The organism is Polaromonas sp. CG_9.7, assembly GCF_015752205.1.
Taxonomy (GTDB): Bacteria; Pseudomonadota; Gammaproteobacteria; order Burkholderiales; family Burkholderiaceae_C; genus Polaromonas.
In genome coordinates this window covers 176,947-194,639 of the sequence record NZ_JADOVG010000004.1, presented here as the reverse complement: position 1 = coordinate 194,639, position 17,693 = coordinate 176,947, and the positions used below count along the sequence as shown (strand labels likewise).

Sequence of the window (17,693 nt, the reverse complement as noted above, 5' to 3'; positions counted from 1 at the left end):
TTTTTAGCCTCTAGCGCATACCAGTCGTGCGCCGTCAGCTATTTTTTCAATAGCAATTACACAATAATGGCCCTGCTCAGGACCCGGTCGGCGCCCCTGCCGCGTCGTCCTGCGCCATGCGCGCCATGCGTTCGCTTTTCCAGTACACGTCGTCGCCGCCGTTCATGCGGTTGAGCACGCGCGACAGCACGAACATCAGGTCGCTCAGGCGGTTCAGGTACTGGCGCGGCGTGTCTTTCAGCGCGTCCTGCTGGCCCAGCGCCACCACACCGCGCTCGGCGCGGCGGGCGACGGTGCGGCACACATGGGCCAGCGACGCAGCGCGGCTGCCGGCGGGCAGGATGAATTCGGCCAGGCGCGGCAACTGGGCGTTGTAGGTTTCCAGCGCCTCGTCCAGCTGCAGCAAGGCTTCGGGCTTGAGCAGCTCGAAGCCCGGAATCGACAGCTCGCCGCCCAGGTTGAACAGCTGGTGCTGCACCTCGACCAGCACGTCGCGCACGTCGGCGGGCATGTCTTCGCACAGCAGCACGCCGATGTTCGAGTTCAGCTCATCGACATCGCCCATGGCGTGAACCCGCCGGCTGTCCTTGGAAACGCGGGTGTTGTCGCCCAGTCCGGTGGTGCCGTTGTCGCCGGTGCGGGTGGCAATTTGTGAAAGTCTGTTGGCCATGGCATTGAGGTGCGCGCAAGGCGCAGTGGGTTGGAAAGGTTGATGGGCAGGCGGCAAGCTTATCAAGCTTCAGCCCGGCCAAGCCGGCGATGGCCTTGCCCGCCCCAGGCCTTGCCGGCCCGGCGCACGGCCAGCTCAAAAGCGTGGAGAACACTTCCGGTCGTAAACTCGGGCCTCCCCTTCAGGAGACACCCATGAACGCACCGCTGCCCCCCCACCTGTTGCCCGAATTCCTCCAGCGCGAAACGCCGCAGGCCCTGATCGACGCGCTGAAAACCCGCTTTGCCGAGCGCTGCTCGACCGCCCTGGTGGTGCGCGAGCAGCACGGCCGCGACGAGTCGTCGTTCACCTCGCTGCCGCCGGCTGCGGTGGTGTTTGCCGAAAGCACGCAGGACGTGGCCGACGCGGTGACGCTGGCCAGCCAGTTCAGCGTGCCGGTGATTCCCTTTGGTGTCGGCACCTCGCTCGAAGGCCATTTGCTCGCCGTTCAGGGCGGCATCAGCATCGACGTGAGCCGCATGAACAAGGTGCTGGCCATTCATGCCGAAGACCTGACGGTGACGGTGCAGCCGGGCGTGACGCGCAAGCAGCTGAATGAAGAAATCAAGAGCACCGGGCTGTTCTTTCCCATCGACCCGGGCGCCGACGCGACATTGGGCGGCATGAGCGCAACGCGCGCCAGCGGCACCAACGCCGTGCGCTACGGCACCATGCGCGAAAACGTGCTGGCGCTCGAAGTCGTCACCGCCGACGGCCGCATCATCCGCACCGGCACGCGCGCCAAGAAGTCCTCCGCCGGCTACGACCTGACGCGCCTGATGGTCGGCAGCGAAGGCACGCTGGGCGTCATCACCGAAGTCACCGTCAGGCTGTACCCGCTGCCCGAAGCCATCTCAGCGGCGATCTGCTCGTTTCCCAGCATCGAGGCGGCGGTGCGCACGACCATCGAGATCATCCAGCTGGGCGTGCCGATTGCGCGCGTCGAACTGATCGACGCCAACACCGTGCGCATGGTGAACGCCCACAGCAAGCTCGGCCTGCGCGAGGAAGCCATGCTGCTGATGGAGTTCCACGGCACGCCGAACAGCGTGAAGGAGCAGGCCGAGCTGGTGCAGGAACTCGCCAGCGGCCAGGGCGGCAATGCCTTTGAATGGGCCAGCACGCCCGAGGAGCGCACCCGGCTGTGGACGGCGCGGCACAACGCCTACTTTGCCGCCATCCAGAGCAAGCCCGGCTGCCGGGCGATTTCGACCGACACCTGCGTGCCGATTTCGCGCCTGGCCGACTGCCTGCTGGAGTCGGTGCTTGAAGCCGACGCCAGCGGCATTCCCTATTTTCTGGTCGGCCATGTCGGCGACGGCAATTTCCATTTCGGCTACCTGATCGACCCGGACAAACCCGAAGAACGTGAAACCGCCGAAATCCTGAACCACAAGCTGGTGGCGCGCGCCTTGCGGCTGGAAGGCACCTGCACCGGCGAGCACGGCATTGGCCTGGGCAAGATCGACTTTTTGCTGAGCGAGACCGGCGACGGCGCGGTGGACATGATGCGAACCATCAAACGTGCGCTGGACCCGAAAAACATCATGAACCCGGGCAAGATTTTTTCGCTGTAAAGGCAAGTTGATTGCGATAAATTTGATTAATTTATTATTTTTATCATTTTAAATGTTGCATTTTGTGTTTTCATCGATATGAAAGCAGGCTTTTCTTCACCGAAAAAAACAGCTATCTGCCTGCCGCATAACGACTCGTTTGTCGGCTGAAGCACAGCTGCTGCATCGCAATACGCTATTTAAAATATAGCAATAGAACCCTGGCCTAAAACGTTTTCAGAAAATTTTGCCGGATTTTTACCGGCACACAGCGTTTCGTGAAACGAGTGAATACCTGTCAAGATGACTTCGGTTTCTGGCAGCTTTACTTTTTTTACGGCTGATGACACTCCTTCCCTTTCACTTTTGCAGTCCATCCGTCTTCAGCACGCGGCCCAAGCGTTCGCAAGCGGACAGGACATGGCCATGACCACGGCAGAACAGGCAGCGCACCGGAAAGCGCAGCAAAGCCATGACGGCGACAGTCCCGTCGGACCGCCCGATGCCGGCAAGCGCAGGCGGGTCAATGGCTTGCTGGTGCTGGTGCTGGCTTGCCTGGTCGGCGTCGGCGTATTGGCTTATAAAAGCCTGCAGGCTGCGACTGCCTGGGGGCAGCGCGAAGGGCACAGCCTGGCGGTCATCTCGCAGCTTGACGAATTCATGTCCAGCCTCAAGGATGCAGAAACCGGGCAGCGCGGTTACATCATCACCGGATTGCCCGAGTACCTGGAGCCTTACAACGCATCCGTGGGCGTGTTCGCAGCCCGGCTTGAAAGCTTGCGCCTGCTGACCGCAGGCGACGCCCGCCAGCAGCAGCGGATTGTCACGCTCACGCAACTGCTCGGGCAAAGGATGGCGATCTTCCAGGAAACCATCGCCGTGCGCCAGACCCAGGGCCTGCTGGCCGCCAGCCAGGCGGTCACGGCATTGGCGGGCAAGACAACCATGGACCAGCTTCGCGTGCTGGTGGGAGAAACCAAGGCCGAGGAAGCCGAAAACCTGAAGAGTTATGCCACGCAAAGCGCTGCAGACATACGCCGCACGCTGCAAGCCATGCTGCTTGGCGGCACCCTGGGGGCATTGGCGCTGCTGCTGCTTTTTGTCTGCCTGCGCCGGGAACTGGCGGGCCGCCAGCACGCCGAAAAAGAACTTCGGCACAGTGCCTGGCAGTACCATTTGCTGTTCGACTCGATTGATGAAGCCTTTTGCATCGTCGAACTCATTTTTGACGATGGCAAGGCGCCGGTCGACTACCGTTTTCTGGAAGTCAACCGGGCCTTTGAAAAACAGACCGGCATGTCGGACGCCAAAGGCAAGCGAATGCTGGAGCTGGTGCCCGACATGGAGGCCCAGTGGTTTGAAATCTACGGCAAGGTCGCGCTCACCGGCGAACCGCACCGTTTTGTCAGCGAAGCCAAGGGCCTGGCGGGCCGCTGGTTCGATGCCTATGCCTTCCGGCTGGGCAATCCGGAAAGTGGGCGTGTGGCGGTCCTTTTCAGGGACATTTCCGAGCGGGTGAAAAACGAAGAAGCCATGCGCCAGAGCGAGGCACGTTTTCGCGCCTTGTTTGACTGGGGACCGATTGCCATTTTTTCATCCGACGCGGCGGGTCGGCTGCAGGAATGCAACCGTGCGGCGCTGGAACTCTGGGGCGCCGAGCCTGAGGACGGCAAAGGCGACAAATCATTTTTTCAGGCACCGCAGCAAGACCATCTGCCTGACGAGACACGGGCGCCTACCCTGCAGTCCCGCACGGCCGAAGTGCTCAAGGGCAATATTCCAGCGATTTATGACGAAGCCTTCGTGATCGAGCGGCCCACTGCCCCCAGCATGACCGTCATTGCCCATGTGGTGCCGCTGCTTGGCAAGGCGGGCGACATCACAGGCGCCATCACCTGCTGCTACGACGTGACCGAACGTGCGCGTCTGCAGCACGAGACCGCCGAACAGGCACAGGCGCTGGTGGAGCTGCACCAGCGCAAGGACGAGTTTTTGGCGATGCTCAGCCATGAGTTGCGCAACCCGCTGGCGGCGCTTGCCAATGCGTTGCTATTGCTGCGCCTGCCCGCAGACGCCGACCCGCTTCAACAGCAAAGCCGCGGCATCATGGAGCGCCAGTTGAAGCACCTGAAGCATCTGGTGGACGACCTGCTGGAAGTCTCGCGCATCACCACCGGCAATGTCCGGCTTCGCCTGGAGCCAGTCAGCCTGAACAGCATCGTGGAAGGCGCGGTAGAGGCGGCCAATCCGCTGATTGCAGAACAGCGGCATGAGCTCAGCGTCTCATTGCCGCAGGCGCCGGTGTTTGTGCATGCCGATGCCGCGCGGCTGGAACAGGTGCTGGTGAACCTGCTCACCAATGCGGCCAAGTACACGCCCAATGGCGGACACATCTGGCTGAGCGTTGAAACCGAGCCGGCGGCCAGCGGCGGGCAGGCGGCCGAGCCGCTGGTGGCGATCCGGGTGCGTGACAACGGCCTGGGCATGGCGCCCGCGCTGCTGCCGCGCATCTTTGATTTGTTCACGCAGGCAGACCATTCGCTGGACCGCTCGCAAGGCGGGCTGGGCATTGGCCTGAGCCTGGTGAAGCAGCTGGTGGAACTGCATGGCGGCACGGTGACGGTGTCCAGCACGCTGGGCCAGGGCAGCGAGTTTGTGGTTCGGCTGCCGGCCATGCCGACAGTGCTTGCGCCAGCAACCCCAGCCCAGGATGGCAACACCCGGCCGGCCCCAAAAGTACCGCAGCGCATCCTGGTGGTCGATGACAACGTCGACGCCGCCCAGAGCCTGGCCATGCTGCTGGAAATGACCGGTCATGACACCCGGCTGGCCTACGACGGCCCGGCGGCGGTGCAGGCGGCCATTGACTACCATCCTGATGTCGTGCTGCTCGACATCGGCTTGCCGGGGCTCGACGGCTACAAGGTGGCACAGCGGATTCGCCAGCAGGCCGAGCTCAAGAACGTGGTGCTGGTCGCCTTGACAGGCTATGGCCAGGACTCCGACCGGCAGCTTTCGCAGGATGCCGGTTTTGACCACCACCTGGTCAAGCCAGCCGATTACAACGACATCGAGAAGATATTGCGGTCTGTTTCCTAGCGCACGTTCGGGTTTGCCACAAACGGCTTCAAGGCCAAAAAAAGCTCTTTCCGCCTACTGGCATTGCACCACTAGCTATTGATACAGTAGCAAAATGCGGTTTCATCTTATGCCGAAGCTGCCGCTCAGGCGGGTGCGCTGTTGCGGCCTTGCAACTCGATAAAAACACGCTGGAGGGTTGAGTTGACCGCGTAGCGGGTTATGCGCTGCGGCGATCAGTGGGTTGCGACGGAAATAGGGTGCGGCTTCAGCGCGCTGCCATCGGCCATACCCAGCAAGGTGTCCAACGGGCGGGTCTCAGGCAGCACGTAAACCACCCCCGGCTGCAGCCCGAACACCGGCTTGACGTGCGCGTCGTAAAACGCAGCTGGCACGTTGACACAGCCGTAGGAGATGCGGTTGTCGGCCGCCGTCGGCGTTGCCAGGCGCTGCAGCCGACGGTCGGCCTTGTTGCTGGCGCGAACGCGGTGCATCGAGACGGCCGCGTCATAGTCGATCCAGACAATGTCCTCGCCCTGCAGGTTGCGGCCCGGCTCGGACATGAAGCGGCCCGCCGGCGTGGTGCGTTCGGCCGGCCGGATGTCCGACAGCTTGCGCGTGCCGATGCCCGGCACCGAATCGTCGCCCACCGCCAGGCCCAGCAGCACCGGCGAAGAACCCAGCAGCCGGCCTGACGCGGCAAAGACATGCAGCATGGCAGCCTTTTTGTCGATGACGGCAAAAGGCAGCCCCTGATGATTGCCGGTGGCGCGAATCCAGGTGGCCATGCGGGCCACATCCTGTGCGGCAGGAAGTGGCCCGGGCTTGACAGCCGCAGCCGCAAAATCCGCCAGGGATGCCGCCCACGACGGCGGGGCCAAGCCAAGCAACGCAGCCAGGCTGGTGCAAAACAACGCACTTTTCATGGCGCGCAAACAAAGCGGAAAGCTGGTTTTCAGCAGTGAATCAACAGGGCGGGAGTTCATGGACGGAAATGGTAAATCATTGTCCGAGGCTCGGAAACCATGAAGGATTAACTAGCGGCTTCCTCCTACGGCGCCATACGGTCACCGCTGAAACCGAATGGAAACTTGAATTTTTATAGTCAATTCAGCTTTTATTCGAAGCTGAACGAAAACACGTTGTGCGTGTTGGCCGCAAAGTTTTTCAGAAGGACAGAACCATGAAAAGTCAAATCAGATTGATTTCCCTCGGAGCGTTAATGGCAGTTGCAATGGCCAGCGTTTCAGCGCAGACCCCCATGCCGGCAACAGGCGCATCAGCGCCCGCCACAGTCGGAGTGACACCACAGGAAGCGGCAACAGCCAACCGGCAAGCCGTGCCGCGCAGTGACACCGCCACCGTGGTGCGCACCGCGCCATCGCCCATGCAGCGCGCCAGTGGAGCCATGAACGACACCACCACAGCCCCCGCCGCGACGAATGGCAGCACTGCAAATTCAGGCGCCATGAACGGCAACAGCCGCAGCGGCATGACACGCAGCGGCGCCATGGGAACCAACCGCCCAGCACGTGCCGACCGCAACTGATGGACCCAGTTTTTTTGTTTTTTAGTTGAAAAGGAGAATCCCATGAACGCGAACATGAACACCAATTCCACCCCTTACGCCAGCAGCAGCACGTCCACCACCGGGTCGAGCAACATGGTGACAGGCCTGTTTCCCGACCGCGCGAGTGCCGAAGCTGCTTACAACGCAGCGCACACGCGCGGCTACTCGAAAGACGACGTCAACCTGGTGATGTCGGACGACACGCGCAAGCGCCACTTTTCGGAAGACAGCGCGATGGGCAAGGAAACAGAGCTGGGCAACAAGGCGGCTGAAGGCGCCGGCATTGGCGGCGCCATTGGCGGCACCATCGGCGCCATCCTGGCAGGCATTGCCGCTGTCGGCACCAGCATCGCCCTGCCCGGCCTGGGCCTGGTGATTGCAGGCCCTCTGGCTGCTGCAGCAGCCGGTGCCGGTGCAGGCGCCGCCAGCGGTGGTCTGATTGGCGCCCTGATTGGCTGGAACATGCCTGAAGAGCGTGTCAAGGAATATGAGGAAGGCGTGAAAAACGGCGGCATCCTGATGGGCGTGAAAACCCGCAATGACGAAGATGCCATGCACTTCGAAAACGAATGGAAGCAAAACGGCGGTCAGAACATCTACCGTTAACCATCAGCGGCATCTGAAAGTCCTCAAAACAGGACTTTCACAAGTTGTCAAAGCGGCATTTCCTTCAGGGGAATGCCGCTTTTTTCATGTCTTGGGCTCGGTCGCAAGCACACTTGCGGTCGCTGGCGATATCAATCGCGCCCGGTAAAAAGAACCGGCGTCAGGCGGAATGCCTGTGCTGCTGCCAGCGCCTGCAAATTACCGGACCCCCCAGACCTCGTAGGAACAAAGCCAGCCTCCATGCCAAACCAGTCGCCCTGACGCTGTCGGTTTGAGGTGAAACTTTTGCTATTCCACCATGGAATGGCTGAGTAACCTGACGGATGAAACTTTGTTACGGGCGCGGGAAAACCATTTTTCATCGCGCCGATGCATCTTCCCGCCCCCTGCTGGCCTCAAGCAGTACGGCGCAGGCGCTCAATCAGACCGTTGATTTCGTCCAGCGACGAAAACTGGATGGCCAGCTCGCCCACCGCTTCCCGCTTGCCGTTGCGCTTGACCTGTTTCTTGATGCGCACATCGACAGCGGCCATCAGCAGGTCGGCCAGTTCTTCTTCCACCCGCAGGGTATCGCGCGCTTTTTCAGGCGGGGTTTTGTTGGGTGTCAGCGAAAACTCGCTGCCGAGTTTCTTGACCAGGCTTTCAGCCTCGCGCACCGACAACTTGCGGGCGCTGATCTGGTTGGCAGCGGTGATCTGCGTGGCCCGGTCCAGCGCCAGCAGCGCTCTGGCATGGCCCATGTCCAGGTCGCCGGCCATCAGCATGGTCTGCACCGGATCGGCCAGGTTCAGCAGGCGCAGCAGGTTGGACGCGGCGCTGCGCGAGCGGCCCACGGCTTGTGCGGCGAGTTCATGCGTCATGCCGAACTCCTTCACCAGGCGCTGCAGGCCCTGCGCTTCTTCCAGCGGGTTGAGGTCTTCGCGCTGGATATTTTCAATCAGCGACATGGCAGCTGCCGACTCGTCAGGCACGTCGCGAATCAGCACCGGCAGGCTGTCGAGCCCGGCCAGACGCGCCGCGCGGAATCGCCGCTCGCCGGCAATGATCTCGTACTTGCCGCTGTTGGCGCCGCTTTTCAGGCGCCGCACCAAAATCGGCTGCATGATGCCCTGCACCTTGATGGATTCAGCCAGCTCGTAAAGCGCACCCTCGTCCATGCGCGTACGCGGCTGGTACTGGCCCGGCACCAGGTCGTCGAGCCGCAGCGAAGCCGGCAAACCGGGACTGCTGGCCGCAGTCAAGGCATCGGCCGCCTCGGGCGAGTCATCGACCTTGGGGCCAAGCAGCGCTTCAAGCCCGCGACCCAGGCCTTTTTGTTTTTTGGTGACCATGGCGTTGTCTTGTCTTTCTTTTAATCGGTAGGAAGGGTGGTGCGGACGGGTCGCGCTCAGGCGGGAGTATCACCCATCAGCCGGAGCAGCTGCGCATGCGCCTGCGGCCAGTCACCCAAGCCGCTTTCGGCATTCAGGTGGCCGCATGCACCGACGTCAGTGAGGTCGGCACCCCAGGCCAAGGCAAACTGCCGGGTGCGCGTCGGGCTGCAAAAGGGATCGTTGCCGCTGGCGAACAGCATTGTTTTGAACGGCAGCGTTGTCAAAGGCACCGGCGACCAGCTGGGCAGCAGCGTGCGCACGTCGTCGCGCTCGACATCGGGCGGCGCGACCAGCAGGGCAGCCTTCACCCGGTGGGTGTTGCGGCTGTGCGCGGCCCAGGCGGCCACATGCTGGCAGCCCAGGCTGTGCGCGACCAGCACGGCGGGGCCGTCCCGCTCGACATCGCACGCCAGCAGCACATCTTCCAGCCGCGCAATCCAGTCGCCCCGCAGCGGGCGCATCCAGTCGTGCTGCTCCACCCGGGTGTAGCCATGCAGGCGCTCCCAGCGGCTTTGCCAGTGGTCCGGGCCGCTGCTTTGCCAGCCGGGAAGAATCAGGACATTGGAGGGGTTCATGGCGTCGCTCAGGCATTCAGTGCGGACAAAACTCGGAAACTTCGATTTGCTATGTTTTTAATAGCTGTCTGCATATACCGGACATGCGCAAATCGTTGTTTTAATCAATAAATCCGGCCTGCTGCCTACAGAATGCGCCCGACCATCTCCTGGGCAAAGGCCACAAAGGCCTGCGCACCCTTGGAGTTCGGGTCGAAAATCACGCCGGGCAGGCCATAGCTCGGTGCTTCGGCCAGGCGGACGTTGCGTGGAATCACGGTGTTGAACACCTTGTCACCGAAATGACCCTTGAGCTGTTCGCTGACCTGCTGCTGCAGCGTGATGCGCGGGTCGAACATGACGCGCAGCAGGCCGATGATCTGCAGATCCTTGTTCAGGTTGGCATGCACCTGCTTGATGGTGTTGACCAGGTCGGTCACGCCTTCAAGCGCAAAATATTCGCACTGCATCGGCACGATGACGCCGTGCGCCGCGCACAGCCCGTTCAGCGTCAGCATCGACAGCGACGGCGGGCAGTCGATGAGGATGAAATCGTATTCCTTGTCCACCTTGGCCAGCGCCTGCTTCAGGCGCTTTTCGCGCCGCTCCAGGGGCACCAGTTCGATCTCTGCGCCGGACAATTCACGGTTGGCGCCCAGAACGTCATAGCCGCATTTCTCGCTGTGAACGCGCACATCGACAATCGAAGCAACTTCAAGCAGCACGTCGTAGACCGTCATTTCCAGCTTGCGCTTGTCCACGCCCGAGCCCATGGTGGCATTGCCCTGCGGGTCCAGGTCGACCATCAGCACGCGCTGTCCGATCTGGCTCAAGCCGGCGGCCAGGTTGACGGTGGTGGTGGTCTTGCCCACGCCGCCCTTTTGGTTGGCAATGCAGAATATTTTGGCCATAGCGTCTTGTTGAGTTGTCGTTCCGTTGGGGAAAGCGAAGATTGCAGTGTCGGGTTTACCGGGAAAGGGCGAGCTTGATGCCAAAGGCAATCAGAAACATGCCAGCCGCTTTTTCGAGCGTCATCGATATTTTTGGATTGGCCCGAATGCGTGCTGCCAACTTCCAGGTCAGCAGTACAGCCGTCAAGCCATAAAGAAATGTCAGTGCCGCAATGGTGGCAGCCATCACGCCAAAGGTCTTGAGGCCCTGGTGCTGCGCCGGGTCAACGAATAGCGGAAAGAAGGCCAGGTAAAACACGATAGCCTTCGGGTTGAGCAGGGTGATCAACAAAGCCTGGCGAAAATAATAGCGCGGCTTGATCTGCAAAATGGGCGCAGCTCCCGGTTTGGCCAGGAGCATCCTCAAACCCAGCCAGGCCAGGTACAACGCACCCAACCATTGAACAGCATGAAAAGCAGCGGGATAGGCCGACATGAGGGCTGATACGCCCGCCACAGCCGCCCAGAGCAGCAACTGGTCGCCGGCAATCACGCCAAAAGTGGCACCCATGCCGCCCGGAATTCCACCCTTGCCGGTCGAGGTGATCAAAGCCAGATTGCCGGGGCCAGGAATGGCCAGAAAGACCAGGATGGCAACAACAAAAGCGCCATAGTCGGCAACACCAACAAACGAGCCCGGCATGAAAGGTTCCAGTAGTAGAGACCCTGAGTTTACGACACGGGGCGCAGCCAAAGCAGGCAGCGCTCTGCTTCCAGACCAGGAACCTTCAATTGTTCCACGTGAAACATTGCAATGTTTTCAGGCAATGCCAGCAATTCATCACCTGGATGCTTGCCTTTCATGGCAATCCACACACCCTGCGGCGCCAGCGCATTCACTGACCAACTCGTGAAATCAACCAGCGACGCAAACGCCCGCGAACAGATCAGGTCGAAAGGCTGGGTCAGGTTTTCGACGCGCGCATGCAAGCCCGTAAGGTTCGGCAGCTTCAAGGCAAGCGCTGCCTGCTTGATGAACGCCGCTTTTTTGGCCACGGTGTCCACGCAAGTAACGTTCACAGTCGGGCAGCAAATCGCAATCACCACGCCCGGCAAGCCTGCACCCGAACCCACATCGAGCAGGCGGCTGCCCTGGTCCAACCCAGCACCCAGCAGGTAACGCTTCAAAGCCGGCACCACAGACAGGCTGTCGAGCAAATGGTGCGTCATCATTTCCGACGGGTCGCGCACCGATGTCAGGTTGTAGACTCGCGTCCATTTTCCAATCATCGCCTGGTAGTCCAGGAGCTGAGTGATTTGCAGCTCGCTCAACTCCAGTTGCAATGCTGCAAGTCCTGCCAATAAAGTGGCGCGCAAATCTGATTCCAACTTCACCATCAAACTTCCGCCTGTTCAGCGGGCTTGAGCGGAACTGTATTTTTCCAGAGATTCTTTTTAAGGTGCACCAAAAGCAATGAAATGGTGGCCGGGGTAACGCCCTGAATGCGGGACGCCAGTCCAAGGGTCTCAGGGCGGTGCTTGGCCAATGTCTGACGCGCTTCAAAGCTCAAAGCCGTCACCTGCAAATAATCCAGATCAGCGGGGAGCTTGAGATTTTCGTAATGCGAAGCGCGCTCTACCTCCACTTTTTGCAGGTCGATGTAACCGGCGTACTTCGCCGTGATTTCAATTTGCTCAATCACACTTTTCACCAGGTCTGCCGGCAAAGCATCTACCGTTGATGTTTCACGTGAAACATCGGAGTTTCCCGTCGGGATTTCCGGGTTGGCATATTTGCCATCGCTGAGCGACATCAGTCCGGCGTAGTTGACATCAGGGCGGCGCAGCAGGTCGGCCAGGTTGTATTCGCGTTCAATCGCCTTGCCCAGAACACGTTCGGCTTCGCTTGCCGGCAGGTTGTTCGGATTGATCCAGAGTGAGCGCAGGCGCTGTGTTTCACGTGAAACAATGTCGCGTTTGCGGTTGAATGCGTCCCATCGAGCGTCATCGACCAGGCCCAATTCACGCCCTTTTTCTGTCAGCCGCATGTCGGCGTTGTCCTCGCGCAGCATCAGCCGGAACTCAGCCCGGCTGGTGAACATGCGGTACGGCTCGGTCACACCCTTGGTGATCAGGTCATCCACCAGTACGCCCAGATAGGCTTCGTCGCGCTTGGGCAGCCATGCTTCCTTGCCCTGGCATTGCAATGCGGCATTGATGCCGGCGAACATGCCTTGCGCAGCGGCTTCTTCGTAGCCTGTGGTGCCGTTGATCTGGCCGGCAAAAAACAGGCCGGAAATCGCCCGGGTTTCAAAGCTGGTTTTCAGTGCCCGCGGGTCAAAGTAATCGTATTCAATCGCGTAGCCGGGCCGCAAAATGTGGGCGTTTTCCATGCCAACCATCGATCGCACGAGCGCGTACTGGATGTCGAAGGGCAGGCTGGTCGAGATGCCATTCGGGTAAATCTCATGCGTCGTCAAGCCTTCGGGCTCCAGGAAAATCTGGTGACTGTCCTTGCCGGCAAAGCGGTTGATCTTGTCTTCCACACTCGGGCAATAGCGCGGTCCCACGCCGTCAATCTTGCCGGTGAACATCGGACTGCGGTCAAAGCCGGAACGGATGATGTCGTGCGTGCGCTCATTGGTGTAGGTGATCCAGCAGGGCATCTGCTTTGGATGCGGTATGTTGCCGCCCATGAAGCTGAACACTGGCACCGGCCCTGGTGTGCCCCCCGGCATGCCATCGCCCGGCTGCACGCCGCACTTGCTGAAGTCGATCGAGCGGCCGTCGATGCGCGGCGGCGTGCCGGTTTTCAGCCGGCCTTGCGGCAGCTTGAGCTCTTTCAGCCTGCTGCTGAGCGACACCGCTGGCGGGTCGCCAGCGCGGCCTGCCGCATAGTTGCTCAGGCCGACATGAATCTTTCCATCCAGAAAAGTGCCGGCCGTCAACACCACGGTGCGCGAGCGGAACTTGATGCCCACCTGCGTCACCGCACCGACGACGCGGTCGCCCTCGACCATCAGGTCATCGACAGCCTGCTGAAACAGCCACAGGTTAGGCTGGTTCTCGACCATGCGGCGAATCGCTGCCTTGTACAAAACGCGGTCCGCCTGGGCGCGGGTCGCGCGCACTGCCGGGCCTTTGCTCGAATTCAGGATTCGGAACTGGATGCCGCCCTCGTCGGTAGCCAGCGCCATTGCGCCGCCCATGGCATCGACTTCTTTCACCAGATGGCCCTTGCCAATGCCGCCAATCGACGGGTTGCAGCTCATCTGGCCGAGCGTCTCGATGTTGTGGGTCAACAGCAGCGTCTTGCAGCCCATGCGGGCAGCGGCCAAAGCGGCCTCGGTGCCGGCATGGCCGCCACCGACCACGATCACGTCAAATTCCTGCGGGTAAATATAGGGTGAACTCATCACACATCTTTCAATAAAGTAGCGTTCAAGCCAAGCGCTTGTGCGCCGTTGAACTGGCGAATGTCCGCCGTCACAAACAAATCAACCCCGGCCGCCAGCGCGGCGCCGACATGCAGCGCGTCCATGCCGCGCATGCTGCTGATTTCGAGAGCGCGAATGGCGTACCGCTCAACATTGGCGGACAGGAGAACGACCTGCATTTCGGCAAAATTTTTCTCGACTTCGGCGCATGTGTCCCGGTAAGACGCTTCGCTCGCCTGGGTTTCTCGACGTACCCGGTTCAGCGCCGAATAAAGCTCCACCTTGCAATGCGGCGCGGCCACGACTGACGTGGCTTGCGCAACCAGCGCCAGCACCACATCACGTCCGCTTTCGGGCAAATAGCGTTTGAGCAGTGCCGAGGTGTCAAAAAGAATTTTCATACGGGGGTTTTCACCACGGTGCGCTGTCGCGCTCATCAAGCAGTGCCTTGACCGCCGAATAGCCGGGCGGCAATTCCAGCAAGGGTTTGAACGGACGCTGGTAGCTGGGCACGAGGCCAGACGGGTCGGGCTTGATACCCACCAGTTCGGCCACCGGTTTGCCATGCCGCAAGATGCGCACGGTTTCGCCTTGCTCGACCCGGTCGATCATGGCCGAGGCATTGGCGCGGAATTCACTCAGGGAAATGGTGTGCATGGCTCATTTGTACAAAATAATAGTTTTGTACATTTTATGGGCTTTGGCCCTGCGCAGTGCTTTTCGGGGGTTTTCCCGCCAGCTGTGATGAAATCAGGCCATGAACCCATCCATTTCCCGTCCCAAGCTGCTGGTATTTGCCGGCAGCACCCGCATCGATTCTTTCAACCGCAAGCTCGCCCGCGTGGCGGCCACTCTGGCGCAGGCCAGCGGCGCCGAGGTCACGCACATCGAACTGGTGGACTTCGACATTCCGATGTACAACGCCGACCTGGAAGCGCGCGGCACGCCACCTGACGTGATGAAACTCAAGCAAATGATGTATGACCACCCGGCCTGGATCGTCTGCTCGCCCGAGTACAACGGCAGTTACACGGCGCTGCTGAAGAACACCATTGACTGGGTGACCAGCCCGGTGAAGGGCGATGCGCAATGGAGCGACGGCTTCAGGTCGTTCACCGGCAAGGTGGTCGGCGTGCTCAGTGCGTCACCCGGCGCGCTGGGCGGCCTGCGCTCGCAAAGCCACCTGGTGCCGCTGCTGTTCAACTCGCAATGCTGGGTGGCGCCCAAGACCTTTGCTCTGGGCAAAGCGGGTGATGCATTCGATGCGCAGGGCGAACTGGTCAATGACAGCCACCGCAAGAGCGTGCAGGCCGTGATTGACCAAGTGCTGTTCGCCGCGCAGCGCCTGGCCGCCTGACTTGTCAGCGTCAACAGCTTGATTTTTTTGATAGCAGTGTTTACAGGCGGGAGTTGCGCAAAAGCCATTTTTTATCTATAACTGATACAGATCAAGAGAATGCTTCGGCCGTATTCGCCATCAATGCCATACTGATATTTTCCAGTTCCCGTGTCAGCCGGACGTAGCCAAACCGGTTCACACTTCAAGCGGCTTTTTTAAATCCAGGAGATATTCATGACCCGTGAAGTTGTAGTTGTCAGCGGTGTACGCACCGCCATTGGAACGTTTGGCGGCAGCCTGAAAGACACGCCGCCTACCGAACTGGCCGCGCTGGTGGTGCGCGAGTCGCTGGCGCGTGCCGGCGTTGAAGGCAAGGATGTCGGCCATGTGGTGTTTGGCCATGTCGTCAACACCGAACCTAAGGACATGTACCTGTCACGCGTGGCGGCCATCAACGGCGGCTGCGCTGAAGGCACGCCAGCGTTCAACGTCAACCGCCTGTGCGGCTCGGGCCTGCAAGCCATCATCTCGGCCAGCCAGTCGATCATGCTGGGCGACGCCGACATTGCGATTGGCGGCGGCGCCGAGAACATGAGCCGCGCGCCCTACGCCAGCCTGGCCACGCGCTTTGGCGCACGCCTGGGCGACACCAAGCTGATCGACATGGTCGTCGGCGCGCTGCACGACCCGTTCCACACCATCCACATGGGCGTGACGGCCGAGAACATCGCCGCCAAGTGGGGCATCACCCGCGAAGAGCAGGACGCGCTGGCCGTGCAAAGCCACAACCGCGCCCAAAAAGCCATTGAGGCCGGCTACTTCAAGGAGCAGATCGTCCCGGTCATGCTGAAAAGCCGCAAGGGCGAAGTCGCCTATGACACTGACGAGCATTACCGCCCCAACTGTTCCATGGCCGACATGGCCAAGCTCAAACCCGTGTTCCTCAAGGAAAACGGCACCGTCACCGCCGGCAACGCGTCGGGTATCAACGATGCCGCCGCCGCCGTGGTGCTGATGGAAGCCGGCGTGGCCAAGGCGCGTGGCCTGAAGGCGCTGGGCCGTCTGGTGGCCTACGCGCACACCGGCGTCGATCCGAAATACATGGGCATCGGCCCGGTCAGCGCCACGCAACTGGCGCTGAAGAAAGCCGGCCTCACAGTGGCTGACATGGACGTGATCGAGGCCAACGAGGCGTTTGCCGCGCAGGCCTGCGCCGTCACGCGCGACCTGGGCCTGGACCCGGCCAAAGTCAACCCGAACGGCTCGGGCATCTCGCTGGGCCACCCGATTGGCGCAACCGGCGCGCTGATCACCGTCAAGGCGCTGCACGAACTGCAGCGCATTCAGGGCCGCTACGCGCTGGTGACGATGTGCATCGGCGGCGGCCAGGGCATTGCGGCGATTTTCGAGCGGATGTAAAGGGCGGCGCTTGGCGCCCCTGAACACCCGTTATTGACAGCGCCCCGCGCCCGATCCATGGGGCTCGGGGCGTTTTTGCATGTGCCTTGACCTTGTCAGCGCCGCGCAGTGTATTGCGTGAAACTGCAAGCCTTGCCTGACATCAATACGGAAGAAAAAGAGCCAGACTAGAGTGACAAACGCATCCGGCCGAAGTCGCCCGCGCGAACCCACAAGGAGACAAACCCATGCTGCCCGCCTACATCACCCATGCCGATTGCGCCCGCCACGAAATGGGCGCGCATCACCCCGAATGCCCAGAGCGCCTGGGCGCCATCAATGACATGCTGCTGGTCAAGGGCCTGCTCGACTACATGCACCCCTACGACGCACCGCTGGCAACCAAGGAGCAGCTGTCGCATGCCCATTCGTCGCGCTATGTCAGCGAACTCATGGCCGCCTCGCCGACCGAGGGTTACCACAAGGTCGATCCCGACACCGACATGAACCCGTTCACCGTCACGGCCGCCCTGCGCGCCGCCGGCGCTGCGGTGCTGGCCACTGATCTGGTGCTGACGGGCGAGGCGCCCAGCGCCTTTTGCTGCGTGCGCCCGCCCGGCCACCATGCGCAGCGCGACGCCGCCATGGGTTTTTGCTTTTTCAACAACGTGGCCGTCGGCATCCGCCATGCCCTCACGCAGCACGGCCTGCAGCGCGTGGCGCTGATCGACTTCGACGTGCACCATGGCAACGGCAGCGAAGACATCTTTCGCGGCGACGAACGGGTGCTGATGTGCTCGATCTTCGAGCAGGGCATCTACCCCTTCACCGGCGAAAACGCCACCGGGCCGAACATGGTCAACGTCGGCTTGCCGTCGCGCTCGGGCAGCGACAGGTTCCGCGAAACCGTCACCACCCATTGGCTGCCTGCCCTGGAAGCCTTCAAGCCCGAACTGATCTATGTTTCCGCCGGCTTTGACGGCCATCGCGAAGACGACATGGGCAACCTGGGGCTGGTAGAGGCCGACTACGAATGGGTGACCCGGCAGATCGTGAAAGTGGCCGGGCAGCATTGCCAGGGGCGGGTCATTTCCTGCCTGGAAGGCGGCTATGTATTGAGTCCGCTGGCGCGCAGCGTGGCGGCGCATGTCAAGGTGCTGATTGGCGCCGACTGACCGAATTT

At 61.2% G+C, this 17,693-nt stretch carries 17 protein-coding genes; 6 read left to right on the top strand and 11 right to left on the bottom strand.

The annotated features are described in order from the left end of the window. Positions 1–76: 76 nt before the first annotated feature. Positions 77–670, bottom strand: coding sequence for a cob(I)yrinic acid a,c-diamide adenosyltransferase (locus tag IWX87_RS06065; RefSeq protein ID WP_196862615.1), 594 nt, complete (start codon positions 668–670; stop codon positions 77–79). Between the two features lie 194 nt (positions 671–864). Here IWX87_RS06065 and IWX87_RS06060 point away from each other — a divergent pair, with 194 nt between their 5' ends. Both IWX87_RS06060 and IWX87_RS06055 read left to right on the top strand, forming a co-directional pair. Continuing rightward, positions 865–2,286 (top strand): FAD-binding oxidoreductase, encoded by a 1,422-nt coding sequence (locus IWX87_RS06060; protein WP_196862614.1) that lies wholly within the window; start codon positions 865–867, stop codon positions 2,284–2,286. Positions 2,287–2,691: 405 nt separating this feature from the next. Continuing rightward, the gene (locus IWX87_RS06055) at positions 2,692–5,364 is read left to right on the top strand and encodes a CHASE3 domain-containing protein (RefSeq protein WP_196862613.1); all 2,673 of its coding nucleotides are present in this window, start codon (positions 2,692–2,694) and stop codon (positions 5,362–5,364) included. 215 nt (positions 5,365–5,579) lie between these two features. Here the strand turns inward: IWX87_RS06055 and IWX87_RS06050 are convergent, their stop codons facing one another. Next, entirely contained in the window at positions 5,580–6,329 is a 750-nt protein-coding gene (locus IWX87_RS06050; RefSeq protein ID WP_231374621.1) for a L,D-transpeptidase, read from the bottom strand. A 205-nt stretch (positions 6,330–6,534) separates the two neighbouring features. After that, positions 6,535–6,948: a hypothetical protein gene (locus IWX87_RS19590; protein ID WP_196868282.1), complete on the bottom strand. Its 414-nt coding sequence runs from the start codon at positions 6,946–6,948 to the stop codon at positions 6,535–6,537. Here IWX87_RS19590 and IWX87_RS06040 point away from each other — a divergent pair. Continuing rightward, complete coding sequence (locus IWX87_RS06040) at positions 6,935–7,519, top strand: hypothetical protein (protein ID WP_231374620.1); 585 nt, start codon at positions 6,935–6,937, stop codon at positions 7,517–7,519. The genes IWX87_RS19590 and IWX87_RS06040 overlap by 14 nt on opposite strands. Positions 7,520–7,914: 395 nt before the next feature. Here the strand turns inward: IWX87_RS06040 and IWX87_RS06035 are convergent, their stop codons facing one another. The 8 genes from IWX87_RS06035 to IWX87_RS06000 all read right to left on the bottom strand — a co-directional run bounded on the left by IWX87_RS06035 (position 7,915) and on the right by IWX87_RS06000 (position 14,430). Next, on the bottom strand, positions 7,915–8,850 hold the full coding sequence (locus tag IWX87_RS06035; RefSeq protein WP_196862611.1) for a ParB/RepB/Spo0J family partition protein: 936 nt from the start codon (positions 8,848–8,850) through the stop codon (positions 7,915–7,917). Between the two features lie 56 nt (positions 8,851–8,906). Next, complete coding sequence (locus IWX87_RS06030; protein ID WP_196862610.1) at positions 8,907–9,467, bottom strand: alpha/beta hydrolase; 561 nt, start codon at positions 9,465–9,467, stop codon at positions 8,907–8,909. Positions 9,468–9,592: 125 nt separating this feature from the next. Continuing rightward, entirely contained in the window at positions 9,593–10,357 is a 765-nt protein-coding gene (locus IWX87_RS06025; protein WP_196862609.1) for a ParA family protein, read from the bottom strand. Positions 10,358–10,412: 55 nt separating this feature from the next. Further along, positions 10,413–11,039: a LysE family transporter gene (locus IWX87_RS06020; protein ID WP_196862608.1), complete on the bottom strand. Its 627-nt coding sequence runs from the start codon at positions 11,037–11,039 to the stop codon at positions 10,413–10,415. 29 nt (positions 11,040–11,068) lie between these two features. Continuing rightward, positions 11,069–11,734: a 16S rRNA (guanine(527)-N(7))-methyltransferase RsmG gene (gene rsmG, locus IWX87_RS06015; protein WP_196862607.1), complete on the bottom strand. Its 666-nt coding sequence runs from the start codon at positions 11,732–11,734 to the stop codon at positions 11,069–11,071. Beyond that, positions 11,734–13,752: a tRNA uridine-5-carboxymethylaminomethyl(34) synthesis enzyme MnmG gene (gene mnmG / locus IWX87_RS06010; protein ID WP_196862606.1), complete on the bottom strand. Its 2,019-nt coding sequence runs from the start codon at positions 13,750–13,752 to the stop codon at positions 11,734–11,736. The genes rsmG and mnmG overlap by 1 nt, the downstream gene beginning before the upstream one ends. Continuing rightward, positions 13,752–14,174: a type II toxin-antitoxin system VapC family toxin gene (locus tag IWX87_RS06005; RefSeq protein WP_196862605.1), complete on the bottom strand. Its 423-nt coding sequence runs from the start codon at positions 14,172–14,174 to the stop codon at positions 13,752–13,754. Before IWX87_RS06005 ends, mnmG begins: the two co-directional genes overlap by 1 nt. 10 nt (positions 14,175–14,184) lie before the next feature. Beyond that, positions 14,185–14,430, bottom strand: coding sequence for a type II toxin-antitoxin system Phd/YefM family antitoxin (locus tag IWX87_RS06000; protein ID WP_196862604.1), 246 nt, complete (start codon positions 14,428–14,430; stop codon positions 14,185–14,187). A 100-nt stretch (positions 14,431–14,530) separates the two neighbouring features. On the opposite strand from IWX87_RS06000, the gene IWX87_RS05995 reads away from it, so the two are divergent. The 3 genes from IWX87_RS05995 to IWX87_RS05985 all read left to right on the top strand — a co-directional run bounded on the left by IWX87_RS05995 (position 14,531) and on the right by IWX87_RS05985 (position 17,685). Next, entirely contained in the window at positions 14,531–15,130 is a 600-nt protein-coding gene (locus tag IWX87_RS05995; RefSeq protein WP_196862603.1) for an NADPH-dependent FMN reductase, read from the top strand. Positions 15,131–15,346: 216 nt separating this feature from the next. Next, a complete protein-coding gene (bktB, locus tag IWX87_RS05990; protein ID WP_196862602.1) occupies positions 15,347–16,531 on the top strand; it encodes a beta-ketothiolase BktB in 1,185 nt (394 codons plus the stop codon). Positions 16,532–16,758: 227 nt separating this feature from the next. Then, the gene (locus IWX87_RS05985) at positions 16,759–17,685 is read left to right on the top strand and encodes a histone deacetylase family protein (protein ID WP_196862601.1); all 927 of its coding nucleotides are present in this window, start codon (positions 16,759–16,761) and stop codon (positions 17,683–17,685) included. Positions 17,686–17,693: the final 8 nt, after the last annotated feature.